The organism is Pseudoalteromonas sp. AWM4_233 (assembly GCF_056158285.1).
In genome coordinates this window covers 1,701,082-1,716,571 of the sequence record NZ_JBSWSZ010000001.1, presented here as the reverse complement: position 1 = coordinate 1,716,571, position 15,490 = coordinate 1,701,082, and the positions used below count along the sequence as shown (strand labels likewise).

Genomic DNA, 15,490 nt, shown 5'->3' with positions numbered 1-15,490 from the left:
CTCAGTGCAGATTTAGGTGTGCAAGACGAAGTATAGTTTAAATGTCTTATGTGACCAAAGGAGATACTTAACTTTGTTTTTCAATAAGCTACTTGTAAATCACAAAAAATATTCTACACCTGACAAGAAAGAAGATGATTATCTGTTATTTCTTGTAGGTTTTGTTGCTCATTCAAACAAATATACGCGTAATGCTGATATGCATCATGGTTAAAGTTTTCAGATAATGCATTCATGAAACCATGTTTATACCGTGATTTAACAACGTAAAGACATGGAATTGTCTTCAATGTGGCTATAACAGGATTAAGATCAAAATGCTTTTCAACATCAGGAAAATAGATATCTACATGACAGTTTGGATTTAAACTTGTGAAATGTCTAATTTGGCCTGGGTAAAAAGCAATCATCTTTTGCACGCGCTTCAAGGGGGTCATGGCTAAAGCACGCCAAGCCGCAGTAGCACCAGCACTAAAAGCAATTATAAAGTCAGGGCTAAATTTGATCAGCGCTTCTTGAACCTTATTTGCGTACCCATCATGGCCTAACCTGTCTATAAACTTATCGTACATTAATTGCTCATGCAGTTCATTGTCTGCTGTGGTTGCTTCATAAGGAGAAACAATTAACACTTCACCAGAAAACTGCTCACAAAAGCTTTTTAGCTGGTTTGTACAACCAAAAATATCGGATACAATTAATGTTCTCATAGCTGCGGGTCCTTATTTACAGACTCTTATTAAACTTTCATATTCTACCACTGAACAACGTATTGGTGATGTGAAATTAACTTTTCTCCAATCTACCACTTGATAAATAATTGTAAAGATTTTGTTTATTCGGAATTTTATATCAACCATTTGCTACACTTAACTTCTGTATACTTGAAATGTAGAAAAATGCTTAAGTTCCTAGTTATTATTTTTTTTCTGCTATTGGGTTTTGAATCAGCTGCTAAAACAGTCACATTTTTAAAAGTAGACTTTGCACCATATTATATACTCGACGGGGTAGATAAAGGACAAGGTAGGGATGAAGCTGTCATAAATTTACTAAAGAAGTCGCTTCCAGAATACAAATTTAAACAGATATTTATACCATCTAGTAGAGCTTTATTTGAATTACAACATAGTAAAAAAACAACTTGTATGTTGTCACTGTATAAAACAGAGCAAAGAAAGCAGCAATTTTACTTTTCTGAACAATACTCCACAATTGGTCTAGCGCCAACCATTGCTATGCACAAAGACATTGCCGAAAAAATAATCCCCAAAGGTGTCACCACTACTTCGTTAAAAGACCTTATCTTCAAAAACGCTCTGCTTCTTGGTAAATCAACTGAGCGTTCGTATGGTCAAAATGTTGATAGGATTATCCTTAAAATTCCGCAAGACGATATGATAGTTCGTGCAGGCAAAGACTCCTTAGAAAGTCTAACTTATATGCTACTCAAGAAAAGAGTCGACTTAATTATTGGCTATCCCGGCGAGCACCTTTATCTTCAATCAAAATTAAAAAAAGAAAGTCAGTTTATTCAATTGCAAATCTCTGAATCGCCAAAAACCGTTTTAGGTTTCATTGGATGCAATAAATCTAAAGAGAGTAAGCAATTTTTAAATAAAGCTGATATGAGCCTTAGTAAAATTAAAGGATCACCTGAATACGCTTCGTTAATGCTCAGATGGGTTCCAAAAAATTTACAACAGAACTTAGTCAATAAATTAAACAATCAATAAATTTCAACGGGTAACAATGATGGTTCATTAAATAAACCATCTTTTCGGACATAGTACTTAAGCTTTAGCTCTTCTGTCCTGAAATAGATTTTTCAAGCAAATATGCAGTTTTAATTCTTAGTTTACAAGTTTTAATGGTCAATCAGTTAACTAATATGTACTCAACTGCTTAAAAAAAAGGGGCTAATATAAGCCCCATATAACTTACTAGTTTTTATAAAAATAACTTTCTTTCGTTATTTTTATGTCTGCTCTTTGCTTAGACTCAATTGTAAAACTAATCGGGGTTGCTTTAAGCTTGAGGTCATAACCATCTTTGATAACGGTAACAGGTATTTGCAACATTTCTCCACCTTCAATTTCAATCACAGTAGGCACATTGAGCTCTGCATTTTCTAACCCCTCAAGACTAACCGTGTAGGTCATGGTGGTTTGCGTTTTATTGATCACGCTTAACGTATAAGGGTTTTCAACTAAGCCTTCATAGTTAACACGATATAACGCATTACGATCTCGGATAACCGATGCTTCAATTGGCGTACGATTAAATGCCCACACCACCATAGTTAAAATAATCAACGCAGTAAGGGTTGCATAGCCAACTAGCTTTAGTCTAAACGGATTGGTTTTTTTGCCAGATGCTTCGTGTTCACTTTGATATTTAATGAGCCCTTTGGCATAACCGAACTTATCCATGGTGTCATCACAGGCATCAATACACAAACCACAGTTTATACATTCATATTGCAGACCATTTCGAATATCAATACCTGCTGGGCAAACTTCAACACACAAGTTACAGTCAACACAATCACCGAGGCCGAGATCTTTTGGATCTTGTTTACGTTTACGTTTGCCTCGTGATTCGCCGCGTTGTGCATCGTAGGTGACTAATAGTGTGTCTTTATCAAACATCACAGATTGAAAACGTGAATATGGGCAAGCAACCGTACACATTTTTTCTCTTAAAAACCCAGCATTACCATAGGTACAGAATGCAAATAAGAATACCCAAAAACTAACTAGGCCTGACCATTCTAGTGTGAACATGTCTATATATAATTTTTGTGCTGGGACAAAGTACGCCATAAATGACGTTGCGGTGAAAAGAGAAATGAGCAACCAAGCACTGTGTTTTGCTGTTTTTAATGCAAGTTTCTTTGCATCCCAAGGGCTTTTATCTAGCTTAATACGTTTATTACGACTGCCTTCAATACGGTGCTCCACCCATGTAAACATCAGCATCCAAATCGTTTGTGGACAAACATAACCACACCATACACGGCCCAACCAATTGGTCACAAAGAAAAGCGCAAACGCCCCAGCCATAAATACCCAAGCCAGGATCATAAAGTCTTGTGGCAAAAATGTGAGGCCGAAAATTCTAAAATGTTGGCTGCCTACATCAAACAACACTGCCTGTTGGCCGTTATATTGAAGCCAAGGAATAGCAATAAAGGTCAGCATTAATAACCAACCCAGATTACGACGGATTTTTTGGAAAAAACCTTTTTGTTCTCGCACATAAATCGGTCCTTCCGCTTTATGTGGTTTAATGATCATGTCTTCTTCTTTAATATCAAACTTCATAGTACTTGCTCTACTAACATTGGTTAATATCTACAGAGCAAGTTTCAGTCCAATCTGAAAGTTTATAACACACTGTTTTTAATGCTTTTTAATTTATCAAGAAAACAATAAAGCGCGATATACCGCGATTAACTCTATATTTCGCGATTTTTTGATATATTAAGCTTCTTCATTTTAGAGCGTAATGTGCTCTCGGGGAGCCCTAATTTAATTGCAGCACCTTTTGGGCCCGCTATTCGCCAATTAGAAATTTCTAATACGTGTTCAATATGAAGTTTCTCTGCCTCATCGAGCCTTAAACTTTGACCTTCAAGCACTTGTTCCTCAGTCATATTTAATGGTTGAGTAATTGATACTAATCGTCCTTTAGACAATATAGCTTCTCGCTCTAATATATTTTGTAACTCTCTGATATTTCCAGGCCAATCATAAGCTTGAAGTTTATCTATCGCTGCCTTTGTCAACCCCATTAAGTGTTTACCAAGCCTTTTATTGAGCTGATTAATTAGGTTTGTGCACAGTAGTGGAATGTCTTCTTTTCGCTCTTTTAGGCTAGGTACTCTGATTGGAAAGACATTTAGGCGATAATACAAATCCATTCTAAATTCACCTTTTCCAACCATTTGCCACAAATCTTTATTGGTTGCCGCTATGATACGAATATCTACTTTTAGGGTTTTGCTGCCACCTACACGTTCAAACTCTTGCTCTTGAAGTACGCGCAAAAGTTTACTTTGTGCCTCAAGTGATAGCTCCGCAATTTCATCTAAAAATAGAGTGCCTGTATCGGCGAGTTCAAAACGCCCTTTTCTTCTCTCATTGGCACCTGTGAATGCGCCCTTTTCATGCCCAAATAACTCAGATTCTAATAAACTAGGCGTAAAAGCTGCACAATTTACTTTTACAAATGGTTTTGAGCTGCGATTACTCAATCTATGGAGGTTTCTGGCAACAAGCTCTTTACCTGTACCATTTTCTCCTAAAATCAATACGGTACTACTTGTTTTTGCAACCAAGTTGATTTGTTCAAGCATGGTTTGGAAGATATGACTTTGCCCGACTAAACCAGACTCTTGCCAATCTGCATTTAACTCTTCCAACAAGTAAGAATTTTCTTCTTTTAATTGCTCAGTTAAAGTTTGGACTTGCTCTAATGCTGCTCTCAGTGCACTTTCTGCTTCATGCTGTTTTGTTACATCGCGAAATATCGCGACAGCCCCGATAATTTGTCCGTCTTTGAATACTGGCGTAGAGGTATATTCCACAGGGAAACTAGTGCCATCTTTTCTCCAGAACACTTCGTCGGATATTTGTCTTACTTTGCCATCAAACATAGTACAGTAGATGTTGCATTCATCTGCCGGATACGGTGAACCATCGGCATAGCTATGATGATGGTATTGATGAATTTTTTTACCTATTAACTCTTGGGCTTTCCAACCTGTCATACGCTCAGCTGCAGGGTTTATAAATACTGCATTACCTGATAAGTCGAAACCGTAAATGCCTTCACCAACAGAGTTAAGTAGTAGTTCAGGATCATTTAGTAAACGTTTTAGTAAGTGAGACATAGCATTCCTCGTGAAATATCACGAAAACTGTAACATATTGACACGTTATACCATTAGCAAATTCTGACAAATGTGTTTAAAGTCGCTAAAACATGTTTTTATGAGATGATAATGAGCAAACCACTTCAAGACGCGACCTTGTCTGTCGGATATATTGCCAAGCGAGCCGGCGTGAAAGTATCAACCCTGCATTTTTATGAAACCAAAGGGCTTATTAGAAGTTGGCGAAATCAAGGAAATCAACGTCGCTATAAACCCGATGTGCTCAGACGAATTGCTGTGATCAAAGCAGCCCAGCATATGGGTGTTACATTACAAGACATCAAAGAGACTCTAGATGCGTTGCCTGATAATAGAACTCCAAATAAAAAAGATTGGGCAAATTTATCTCAGCGATGGCGCGCTCAACTGACCAAACAAATTGAGTATTTAGAGCAGATCAGAGACAAAGTCGATGGCTGTATTGGCTGTGGTTGTTTATCTATGACGCAATGCCCTATGTATAACCCAGATGATGTCTGTGGTAAATCGCAATCCGGCGCAGCTTTTTTGCCTTCTACCCCTGATGCACAGGCTAATCATGAAAAAACTGATAAAATAGATAAGAATCACTAACAAGGAACACCCATGAAAAAAACTGCACTCTCGCTTGCACTTATCGCAGCGCTTGGACTGACTGCTTGTTCGCAAACAAGTACACAACAAACTGAAAATAACAGCGTTCAAGTGCAACAAAGTTTTGCTAATTTCTCTGAACAGTTTATCCATGATTATTGGAAACAGTTCCCTGAACATTCTGCTTGGGCAGGCTATGGTAAATACGATGATATTATCAGTATTCCAAATCAAGCCTATCGTGACAGCACATTGACTTTTGCTAATGCAAAATTAAACGAACTTGCAAAATTCGATTTAGACTCATTGCCGACAGCGCAAAAGACGGATTATTACCTAATAGAAAATGCTTTAAAACGCTCCATTTGGCACTCAGAAACCTTCAAGAGTTGGCAATGGAACCCGTCTAACTACAATGTATCTGGTGGTTTTGCGACAATTCTAAATAGCCGCTTTAAAACCGATGACGAAAAGTATGCGACCGTTTTAAAACGTCTTCAATACGTGCCTGCATATTACGATGCTGCAAAAGCAAACATTGATAACCCAACTTTAGAATATACTCAGCTTGCAATCGGCCAAAATAAAGGTGCTTTCAGCGTGCTAAAAGATGAGCTATTAACACAAGTTAAAGGTTCTAATTTATCTTCTAGTGATAAAGCACTGTTTGTTAAGCGTTTCAATGCTGCAAAAGACGCAATTAATGGTTACATCAACTTTTTAACTGAACTTGAAAAATCTCTAGTAAAAAATGGGAACGCGCGTTCATTTAGAATTGGTGAAAAGCTTTATGAAGAGAAGTTCGCACTAGATATTCAATCAGGGTATAGCGCAAAAGAGATGTATCACAAAGCAGTTGCTGACAAAGATCGCGTGACCGCTGAGATGGTTAAGATCACAGATGAACTATGGCCTAAGTATTTCCCGAACGCTGAACGCCCATCTGAAGACAGAGATGCAGTAGCTAAACTCATCAAGCACCTATCGGTCAAGCATGTTGCTCGTGACGAATTCGTGCCTGAAATTAAGCGCCAAATTCCAGATTTAGAAGCATTCGTCAGAGAAAAAGATCTGATCACGCTAGACCCAGAAAAGCCATTGGTAGTTCGTGAAACACCAGAGTATATGCGTGGCTTTGCAGGTGCATCTATTAGTGCTCCGGGGCCATACGATAAAAAAGAAAACACGTATTACAATGTAACGCCATTAGATAACATGTCTGATGAGCAAGCTGAGTCATATTTACGAGAATATAACCACTGGATTTTACAGATCCTAAATATTCACGAGGCGATCCCTGGTCATTATACGCAATTAGTTTACTCAAATGAGTCTCCTTCTTTAATTAAGAGTATTTTTGCTAATGGCGCGATGATCGAAGGTTGGGCGGTGTACACAGAGCGTATGATGTTAGAGGAAGGCTATGGTGATTTCGAGCCAGAGATGTGGCTTATGTACTACAAATGGAATCTTCGTGTCATCTGTAACACTATTCTAGATTATGCTATCCAAGTAAAAGGGATCAGCAAAGAAGAAGGTTTAGATTTATTAATGAACGGCGCATTCCAAGAAAAAACGGAAGCCGAAGGTAAGTGGCGTCGTGCGACATTAAGCCAAGTCCAATTAACTAGCTACTACAGCGGTTACAGAGAGATTTATGATTTCAGAGAATCATTAAAAGTCGCTCAAGGTGATGACTTTAACTTAAAAGCGTTCCATGAGCAGTTTTTAAGCTATGGCAGTACGCCAGTCAAATACGTCAAGGCGTTAATGACGGATAAATAGCACCAAAAATGTATTGAATAAGCCCTTTAACAAGGGCTTATTATTTTGGTTAAGAGGATCACTAATTAGCTTGAAGTAATAAATGCGTATAACGACCGAGTGACGCATAAGGCTCTTGTTGGTTATATTTAAGCTCTAATGCAAGTAAATCATCAAATTGCGTTTTGCCTTTTTCAAGCTCTCTCAAATAATCATGAAAACAACGCACACCCGTTTTACAATGGCGCAAAAAATTTTCGCGATTTAAAGCATTGTCTATAACTTCTGGCTCTACAGGGTGATTAGGGCTTAGCCCTACTTTTTGTTTTACATGCAACCCTTGATTTACATAATCAAAATTTCCATAGACCATATTTGCAAATAAGTGCGCGTCTTTATTGAAGTACATTAAAGACAAATAACCCGCATCGTTGACAAGCTTTGACAAAATCGTGATCGCCTCAACTTGGTCAACTAACCATTCGAGCACAGCATGACATAGTACAAAATCGAAAGTACCTAACTCTAATTCAGGCAAAGCCTGTAATGGTGCGTGGATAAATTCGAATTGACCGCTTAAACCAGCTTGATCCACGTGCTCTTTGGCAAGTTGTAGCATATCTTCCGATATATCCACCAGCGTGATGTGATGACCTAAACTAGCCAAGTAAATCGCTAACTGCCCTTGCCCACCGCCGATATCTATTATTCGTTTTGGTGCATTCGCATTATCTAGCCATGGAATATGCTGAGAAAAATCACGCTTTAAAACAGCTTCTCGTATTTTGCCTTTGGGTGTACCGTATATATTTTTCTTAAATTTTTGCGAGATAGCATTAAAACTTCTATCTCGCGCTAATTTATCTTTATAGCTTTTGCCTTTCTTGCTCATATTCAGCGGTTAAACCGGGTTGTTGATATCTATAAATTCGACATCTAAATCATAGGTTTTAGCAAGGTATTCGCCTAAAGCTTTGGCACCATAACGTTCAGTAGCATGATGGCCTGCTGCTATAAAGTGGATATTTTGTTCATTAGAACTATGGATTGTCTGCTCCGAAGCTTCACCTGTTAAATAGGCATCAATGCCTTGGCTTGCGGCCATATCAATAAAACTTTGGCCTCCACCTGTACACCAAGCGATGGTTTTAATTTGGTGGTCGCCCGCTTGATTTACTAATGGTTTTCTATCAAGTTTCTGTTCTACCAATTGCGAAAATGTCTCTAAGCTCATTGGTGTATTAAGTTTGCCTTTCACAGCCACACAGTTTTTATTCCAAGGCTCCAGTGGTCTTTCGTAAGTTATATCGAGTAACTCAGCCAATTGCGCATTGTTGCCAAATTCAGGATGAACATCTAGAGGCAAATGGTATGCAAGTAAATTGATGTTGTTTTCTAATAACGCTTTAATACGTCTTTGCTTCATGCCCGTAATAGTTTGATCTTCACCTTTCCAAAAAAATCCATGGTGAACCAAAATCGTGTCTGCACCAGCTTCTATGGCAGCATCGATCAGCGCCTGACTGGCAGTAACACCCGTCACAATCTTTTTAACTTCTTCAGCCCCTTCAACTTGTAAACCATTCGGGCAATAGTCACTAATAGAAAATGGTTTTAATAGTTCGGTTAATTGATTAACAAGTTTTGTTCTTTTCATTTGATTTCTCGGCCCTTTAAATTTAGGGCGTATTTTAACAGCTTAGTCATGATGATAAAGCACAACAATAAACGAGTGCATTAGATCTTCGAAAAGATTTGAAGCGTAAAATAAAGGAGTAAAAGTATGTTTTGAATTACAAACGTGATGAAGATTTTGCCGTTGAACTGCCATTTTATGGTCTTATGACGTATTAACTCTTGCATCAATAAAGTTGAAAGGTTGAACGATAGCAGCGCCGTGACACTTAAACTTAACTCACTGATCCTTTGCCCATCCATTTTTGCCCGCTTTTTATCAAGTAAGAACAAAAAACAAAAGATCGAATTAGTTATGAATAAATAGGTTAAAACAAGCAGTAAAAGTTTGTCGTTAGTGGCGATAAAAATCGTGACTAAAAAGAGGGTTAGTATAAGCAGGGAGTGGTTCACACTTCGAAAAAATAAGTTCAAGCTTTGTTAATCTCATGATTCAATTTCTTTGTAAGGTAGCCATTGTAACAAACGTTCAAATAAAACCTCGGGTTTTATTGGCTTTGAAATATAATCATCCATACCGGCTTCTAGACATTTATCTTTATCACCAACCATCGCATTTGCCGTCATCGCAATGATCGGAATATCTTTATAAAGCTCCCCTGCTTTTCCATTTCTAACGGCTTGTGAAGCTTCATACCCATCCATTTCTGGCATTTGGCAATCCATAAGAATGGCTGTGTATTTAGTCTCTCTTGTTGTATTTAATAAGTTTTGAATGACTTCTTCACCATTTGCCGCTATATCGATATGCGTTAAGTTAAGCTTTGCCAACATACTTTGTGCAACAATCTGATTAACCCGATTGTCTTCTGCTAAAAGAATACGGATCCCCTCTCCCCAGCTTATCTCTTCAGGTTTTAAAGCTGATTGAGCTTTTAGCGACTTTATGTAATGAGTCGTCACTAAAGGTTTAGCGCCTTTGAGAGCTTCTCCATCTTCTACAACGATTGAAAGTGCTGCAAATAAATCGAATGTTGTCGCAGGCTTCGGAAAATATCCATCAAACCCCAAGTTAGCAAAAAACTTCGCATCGCCTTTATGACACATCGATGTCATCATAATTAACTTCATGGCTTTTAAATGTTCGTTTGCTTTTATATGTTCCCCCAACTGAGCCCCATCCATGACTGGCATTTGCATATCCAAAAACGCGATATCGAAGCAGTTATAGTGTTTTGCAAAGTAAGCTTCACTGATGGTTAAGGCTTCTATTCCTGAACGCGCCTCTGTTACAGTAGCGCCCCAATGTTCAAGCTGTGCCCTGAGTACTTCACGATTAGTTTTGTTATCATCTACCAGTAAAATATTAAGGTGCTTCATTTCAACATCTGGAATAACATGAAATGACGCATTACTCTTTCCTAGTAGAATCGAAAAACTAAAACAAGACCCTTTACCAGCCTGACTGGAAACAGAGACTTCACCACCCATCAGTTCACAAAGTCTTTTTACAATTGCTAGGCCAAGTCCTGTACCACCATATTTTCTGGTTGTTGAGGCATCAACCTGACTAAATGATTGAAACAATTTTGCCTGCTGCTCAGGTGATATTCCAATACCTGTATCTTTGATATTACAATTTAACTGCCAATTATGAGTATCATATTTAATCAATGAAGCTTCTATGAGTACTTCACCATCTGAAGTGAACTTAATGGCATTGCCAACCAGATTGCTTAAAATTTGCCTCAACCTACCAGGATCACCAATTACAACGGCTTCATCTATGTTTGTTACATCTAAAATGAGTTCTATGCTTTTGTTATGTGCTTGTATAACGGCTGACTCCGCAAAGTCACCGAGCAGCCCCCGCAAATCAAACTCTAGGTGTTCTAATTCCAACTTGCCAGCATCAACTTTTGAGAAATCTAAGATGTCGTTAATTAAAGTCAGAAGTGAGTTGGCACTGCTCATTGCAACGTTGATTCTATGTTGCTGTTCTGCATTTAAGTCACTATTAAGCAGTAAATTAAGCATGCCTAGTACCCCATTCATTGGGGTACGTATTTCATGACTCATTGAGGCCAAAAACTCGCTTTTGGCAATACTGGCTTGCTCCGCCATCATTTTGGCTTCTTTTAATGCTTTTTCTGAAGCAACTCTATCTGTGATATCTTGTTGAATACCCACATAAGCGGTGAGTTCTCCCGCTTCATTATGTACAGGAAAAAGCTGTAAACTATTCCAAAATGGTTGACCATTTTTTTTGTAATTTAAGAGGTCAACCTTCACTATGTCATGATTTTTTAAAGCCTTCCTGATCTTATCAATTGTTAGTTGAGATGTTTGCTCTCCTTGTAAGAAACGACAACTTTCTCCTAGGATCTCTTCTCCATAACCTGTTATGTTAGTAAAAGCTTGGTTTATGTATATGAGAGGTAGTTCTGGATCAGATACTGAGCTAATTGTTACTCCGAGGTTACTAGCATCAATAGAAAGGGCTAATAAATCATTTTCTTCTTTCGCTTTTTTCAACGCTTGTTGCGCTTGTATTTGCTCTGTGACATCTGTCATTGACCCTGCCATCCTGATGGCTTTGTTAGTACTGTCAAATAGTGCATCGCCCTTCACTCTGTAAACTCTAAACTCCCCTTTTTTGGTCATGAATCTGTGTTGCACATCATAAATTGCTTTTTGCTGAAGGTGCGCTTTTAAGCTGCTTTTTACATATTCACGGTCTTCAATATGGACCATTCTTTCTAAGACCGTATAGTCCTCGGGAAAATCATCATTAGATGCATAACCGAGTAACTCTCTGAAACGTACAGAACAAAATACCTTTCCTGTTTTTATATCCCAGTCCCAAATGCCATCTAAACTCCCATTAATTGCAAGGTTTAACCTTTCTTCACTCAACTTTGTTGCTTGTTGAGACAACTCAAGCTTTCTATAGGGGTTTAAAAGTAGTTTCTGACCAACTAAGAATAAAAATAAAGAAGATAAAAACAGACTAACAAAAATTGCACTGGCGATACTTATAATGACTTGCTTCACTTGTTTTTCTACTAAAGTAGAGTCAACTAAGTAATTCAGCATCAAGCCGGAACTGTGAAGGTCAGATTTTAGCACTGAGTCGTACTGATTATTTGTACTTAAATTTGAATAATTTAACCAAGGGCCTGATAGTTTAACGCCATGTGTATTTGACTCTAGAACTTCAGATAATAATACATCAATGGGGGTTTCAAACTTGACAATCAGCGCCCCTTCAGTAAACCCGTTATAATTTATCGGTACTGCCAACTTGAAATATGCTTGCCCTTGGTTTTGATCAAGCAATACAGCGTGTGAAAGCTCACCATTAAGTAAATCTTCAAGCCAATCACTTGGAGTTTCTCTTAATGCCTGCTCTTCACTATTTTTATACACATAATCGCCTAGGACATTAAAAACCCAAAGTTGCTCTTTTATCCCTAGAATTTTAAACTCAGACAAATAATCATTTAAAGACGCTTCTGATACACCTGATCCCATAACGCCATTAATGATGATGGGATGACTTGATAAATCTTTCAGCAACAAAATTCTAGTTTCTAAAAAATTTTCAACATATTTTGCACTGAGTTTTGCTTCTGTTTCTGATGCTTGTTGCTTGTAGCCATTTAATACCGATGAAGCTTCTCTTCCTACTAGCATCACACTTATCAATACAGATAAGAATAGGCTCATCACAACAAATACAATGAAAGCTTTGTTGGCATCAAGCTGCATTTTTAAGAACTGTGACTTCACGCACTAGCCTTTATTCTTTATGATAGAAATTGAGCCATTATCTTTGTATTTGGCCATACAAAGGTCTTCCAAACCTAAAGCCTCATGCGAATCTTCACCCTTATTTGAGAATGGTCTTGAATAAACCTTTATCAAGCCATCTACAGTTGAGTTGAGATTCTCGAGCGAATGTCTTAACGACTCTCTTGTACTGGCTATATTTTTTGTCGCTTCAATTTGTGTCATGGCCTGAACAAACAGTAATCCCAAATCATAGCCATGCACAAAACCAGCTGGAGCTTGCAGCGTTTCAACGTCAAAATCTTTCTTAAATAATTTCTTCGCAGACTTAATCGCTTTTTTTACGCTATCAGAATGAGGTAAATCATCAAATGAGAAGCAGGACTGAATAAAATTAAGTTCGATACCCTCTTTAAGATACTGCTTAGTCATATCGAAAAAATTACCTCCTGTAATTCCCCAATGACTAATGATTGGTTTTTGCAAAGTTTTATCTATTTCTGCCATTGCCTGAGTAAAGTATTTACCTTCAATTGCATTACCAACAAAGACAATACAGTCAGCACCTGCATTTATAATCTCCCTCAAAATTAACTTAGATTTTTTTAGTCTCGTATTCCAATTGAACCAAGTAACTTCAGCTTTATTTTTACCTAGCGCATCTTGCATTGTTCGTTCGTTTGATTTGCCCCAAGGCGTGTTTTCAAGAAGTAAATGAGGCTGTTCACAAGAACGTGCTTCTTTTGCGAATTGGATAATTCGGTAGCCCGCTTTAGTGTCGTCTACAGATAATCTAAAAACCCAGTTCAACCCATGTTCATAGCGAGTGATAGGGCCGCCTGCAGCCCAAGGAACCAATAGTAAGATCTGTCCTTTATTTATGAAGGTCCTATTTTTTATGTAAGGAGGAGAATGAAGGCCTCCTAGTATGAATAATGCTTTAGAATCCTTTAGAAATTTTTTCATATGTAACAAGCTACGATTGCTATTACCTCGATGATCCATTTCTAAAAAATTAAATTCGACGTTTTCTAGCCTATTTTTTTCAGATTCTAACGCAGACATAAATCCCATTTTAATTGCATTGGCGGATGCAAAATGGTTTGAGTAATCTGAATCATGATAAATATTGAATTGGTGAACTGATTGCGCCCAATTTGATGAACTATAGGCAAAAAAACAAATGATAAAGCAATATTGGATGGCCTTCATAATTTCATCTGGTTGATTTTGTTTTTTTAACCTTAGTCCAAAAAATCAACTTTGTAGAAATTTAAGCATGTATATAGATAAGAAAAACATAATAAAAAAGGCCATATTTGGCCTTTTCTAAATAAATCGTTTAATTATGAAGTCAACTTTTACACGCTTCGCCTGGCCTAGTAGTTTCCTGACTGGTTGTGGGTAGTCTTGAACTGATTCCAGATCTTCATGACTAGATAATAATCGACAGTGTTGAAGAATGTCTTGCTTTTCATTCAATAACAATTGGTCTAGCTTGCGCGCTTTATCTTCGATCAAAATACCATTTTCGATATCTAAGCCCCAAGCCCTAGGGTTTAGGTTATGACCACTTAATAGATGGAGTTGACCATCTTTACTCACGCCTTTCAAATGAAAAGAGTTATTTTCATGCTTCCAGAGGTATACCTTAAGTAACCCTGACTGAATGAACCTTTTATTAGATTTTAAAAATTTAAATAAAATTGTTTCATAGAGATAAGGTAGAGCACCTATTTTACTAAAGGGCTGCTCTGGAGAAATATAAAAATCATTCGCTGTTTTATCACCAACAACAATCGTTACTTCTTTACCTTGCTTTAATAAACGACGCAAAGATCGAAGCAGTGGCGCAGGAAAGTTAAAGTATGGTGTATAAAGCAGCAGTTCTTTTTCTGTTGTGTCAAACAAGGTTTTAATTAACCTGTTCAACTTATTTGCACGTCTACCAAATCCTAAGAAAGGTCGAACATTCAAAGAACAGTCTGTGTCAGTTGATTCTATACTGTATCGACCTTTTCTCAACTCTTTCATTAGTTGGCGCTGAGAAACTTTAATTTCATTATATTTAGTTATAGGTCGAACATCTATTCTTGGTACAGCCTCTGAAGACAACAAGAAATCATTAGTAAAATTACAAAAAGAGTCTGCTAGACCTGACTGTTGTAAAATGAAATACCTATCAAGTCGATACTTTTCACCCACATTCATATATACATTGTTAATGCTTGCACCGCTGTAAAGCAAGATATCGTCAATAACTATGCCCTTTAAATGCAGAACACCAAATAGCTCTTTGCCTTTAACTGGTACACCAAAGACTTTTACATTACTTTGATGCTTTTCTAATTCATCACAATATAAGGCTGCATTTCCCTCCGATTTCGCAGCGCCTATAAGGCCACGTTGGGCTCGGTGAAAATCAACTAATACATTAATCTCAAGCTTTGGGTTTGCAAGTGAAGCTTTATGAAGTGCTGAAAGCACTTCTCTGCCCGCTTCATCATCTTGTAAATACAAAGCAGTGATATAAATACGATACTTAGCGTTTTCAATGAGACTTAACAGTCTTTGATGATAATGCTTTGCGCTATTTAGTATTTCAACGTCTTTGTCTGCTAACTCAAAGCTTGGAATGTCCTGCCAAAATGCCATAACAACCTATAAATGAAGGTGACTCAATCCAGAGTCTCACACAAAATTAGTAAGAACATATCAAAAAAATATTATTAGGTCATGAATTTCTGATAAAACATCGATTTTTGGATGTTTTTTTCAACAAGTACA

At 37.5% G+C, this 15,490-nt stretch carries 12 protein-coding genes; 3 read left to right on the top strand and 9 right to left on the bottom strand.

Annotated features, from left to right (window positions below):
- Positions 1-113: 113 nt before the first annotated feature.
- Positions 114-710 carry a hypothetical protein gene (locus tag ACXAC4_RS07650; RefSeq protein ID WP_349287325.1) on the bottom strand — a complete coding sequence of 199 codons (597 nt, stop codon included), beginning with the start codon at positions 708-710 and terminating at the stop codon, positions 114-116.
- A gap of 189 nt (positions 711-899) precedes the next feature.
- On the opposite strand from ACXAC4_RS07650, the gene ACXAC4_RS07645 reads away from it, so the two are divergent.
- Positions 900-1,736, top strand: a complete 837-nt coding sequence (locus ACXAC4_RS07645) for a transporter substrate-binding domain-containing protein (RefSeq protein WP_475160340.1) — start codon at positions 900-902, stop codon at positions 1,734-1,736.
- A 207-nt stretch (positions 1,737-1,943) separates the two neighbouring features.
- On the opposite strand, the gene ccoG is transcribed toward ACXAC4_RS07645, so the two are convergent.
- Together ccoG and ACXAC4_RS07635 are read right to left on the bottom strand one after the other, a co-directional pair.
- The gene (ccoG, locus tag ACXAC4_RS07640) at positions 1,944-3,326 is read right to left on the bottom strand and encodes a cytochrome c oxidase accessory protein CcoG (RefSeq protein ID WP_475160338.1); all 1,383 of its coding nucleotides are present in this window, start codon (positions 3,324-3,326) and stop codon (positions 1,944-1,946) included.
- A gap of 134 nt (positions 3,327-3,460) precedes the next feature.
- Positions 3,461-4,897, bottom strand: a complete 1,437-nt coding sequence (locus tag ACXAC4_RS07635; protein ID WP_475160337.1) for a sigma-54 interaction domain-containing protein — start codon at positions 4,895-4,897, stop codon at positions 3,461-3,463.
- Positions 4,898-5,002: 105 nt separating this feature from the next.
- Between ACXAC4_RS07635 and soxR the strand changes: the two genes are divergently transcribed.
- Positions 5,003-5,512: a redox-sensitive transcriptional activator SoxR gene (gene soxR, locus ACXAC4_RS07630; RefSeq protein WP_475160335.1), complete on the top strand. Its 510-nt coding sequence runs from the start codon at positions 5,003-5,005 to the stop codon at positions 5,510-5,512.
- A gap of 12 nt (positions 5,513-5,524) precedes the next feature.
- On the top strand, positions 5,525-7,297 hold the full coding sequence (locus tag ACXAC4_RS07625) for a DUF885 domain-containing protein (protein WP_475160334.1): 1,773 nt from the start codon (positions 5,525-5,527) through the stop codon (positions 7,295-7,297).
- Between the two features lie 61 nt (positions 7,298-7,358).
- On the opposite strand, the gene ACXAC4_RS07620 is transcribed toward ACXAC4_RS07625, so the two are convergent.
- From ACXAC4_RS07620 to pssA, 6 genes are all read right to left on the bottom strand, one after another.
- Positions 7,359-8,168 carry a methyltransferase domain-containing protein gene (locus ACXAC4_RS07620; protein ID WP_475160332.1) on the bottom strand — a complete coding sequence of 270 codons (810 nt, stop codon included), beginning with the start codon at positions 8,166-8,168 and terminating at the stop codon, positions 7,359-7,361.
- Between the two features lie 9 nt (positions 8,169-8,177).
- The gene (locus tag ACXAC4_RS07615; RefSeq protein WP_475160331.1) at positions 8,178-8,933 is read right to left on the bottom strand and encodes a Nif3-like dinuclear metal center hexameric protein; all 756 of its coding nucleotides are present in this window, start codon (positions 8,931-8,933) and stop codon (positions 8,178-8,180) included.
- Between the two features lie 80 nt (positions 8,934-9,013).
- Positions 9,014-9,364, bottom strand: coding sequence for a DUF1294 domain-containing protein (locus ACXAC4_RS07610; protein ID WP_475164074.1), 351 nt, complete (start codon positions 9,362-9,364; stop codon positions 9,014-9,016).
- A 33-nt stretch (positions 9,365-9,397) separates the two neighbouring features.
- Positions 9,398-12,703 (bottom strand): response regulator, encoded by a 3,306-nt coding sequence (locus tag ACXAC4_RS07605; protein WP_475160329.1) that lies wholly within the window; start codon positions 12,701-12,703, stop codon positions 9,398-9,400.
- Positions 12,704-12,706: 3 nt separating this feature from the next.
- On the bottom strand, positions 12,707-13,915 hold the full coding sequence (locus ACXAC4_RS07600; RefSeq protein WP_475160327.1) for an ABC transporter substrate-binding protein: 1,209 nt from the start codon (positions 13,913-13,915) through the stop codon (positions 12,707-12,709).
- A gap of 117 nt (positions 13,916-14,032) precedes the next feature.
- Positions 14,033-15,358 (bottom strand): CDP-diacylglycerol--serine O-phosphatidyltransferase, encoded by a 1,326-nt coding sequence (gene pssA / locus ACXAC4_RS07595; RefSeq protein WP_475160326.1) that lies wholly within the window; start codon positions 15,356-15,358, stop codon positions 14,033-14,035.
- Positions 15,359-15,490 lie beyond the last annotated feature (132 nt).

Bases quoted from the DNA above. Each gene is read 5' to 3' on its own strand.
- soxR (WP_475160335.1), top strand. From the start codon at position 5,003: ATGATAATGAGCAAACCACTTCAAGACGCGACCTTGTCTGTCGGATAT.
- pssA (WP_475160326.1), bottom strand. From the start codon at position 15,358: ATGGCATTTTGGCAGGACATTCCAAGCTTTGAGTTAGCAGACAAAGAC.
- ACXAC4_RS07600 (WP_475160327.1), bottom strand. From the start codon at position 13,915: ATGAAGGCCATCCAATATTGCTTTATCATTTGTTTTTTTGCCTATAGT.
- ACXAC4_RS07650 (WP_349287325.1), bottom strand. From the start codon at position 710: ATGAGAACATTAATTGTATCCGATATTTTTGGTTGTACAAACCAGCTA.
- ccoG (WP_475160338.1), bottom strand. From the start codon at position 3,326: ATGAAGTTTGATATTAAAGAAGAAGACATGATCATTAAACCACATAAA.
- ACXAC4_RS07625 (WP_475160334.1), top strand. From the start codon at position 5,525: ATGAAAAAAACTGCACTCTCGCTTGCACTTATCGCAGCGCTTGGACTG.
- ACXAC4_RS07645 (WP_475160340.1), top strand. From the start codon at position 900: ATGCTTAAGTTCCTAGTTATTATTTTTTTTCTGCTATTGGGTTTTGAA.
- ACXAC4_RS07635 (WP_475160337.1), bottom strand. From the start codon at position 4,897: ATGTCTCACTTACTAAAACGTTTACTAAATGATCCTGAACTACTACTT.
- ACXAC4_RS07615 (WP_475160331.1), bottom strand. From the start codon at position 8,933: ATGAAAAGAACAAAACTTGTTAATCAATTAACCGAACTATTAAAACCA.
- ACXAC4_RS07620 (WP_475160332.1), bottom strand. From the start codon at position 8,168: ATGAGCAAGAAAGGCAAAAGCTATAAAGATAAATTAGCGCGAGATAGA.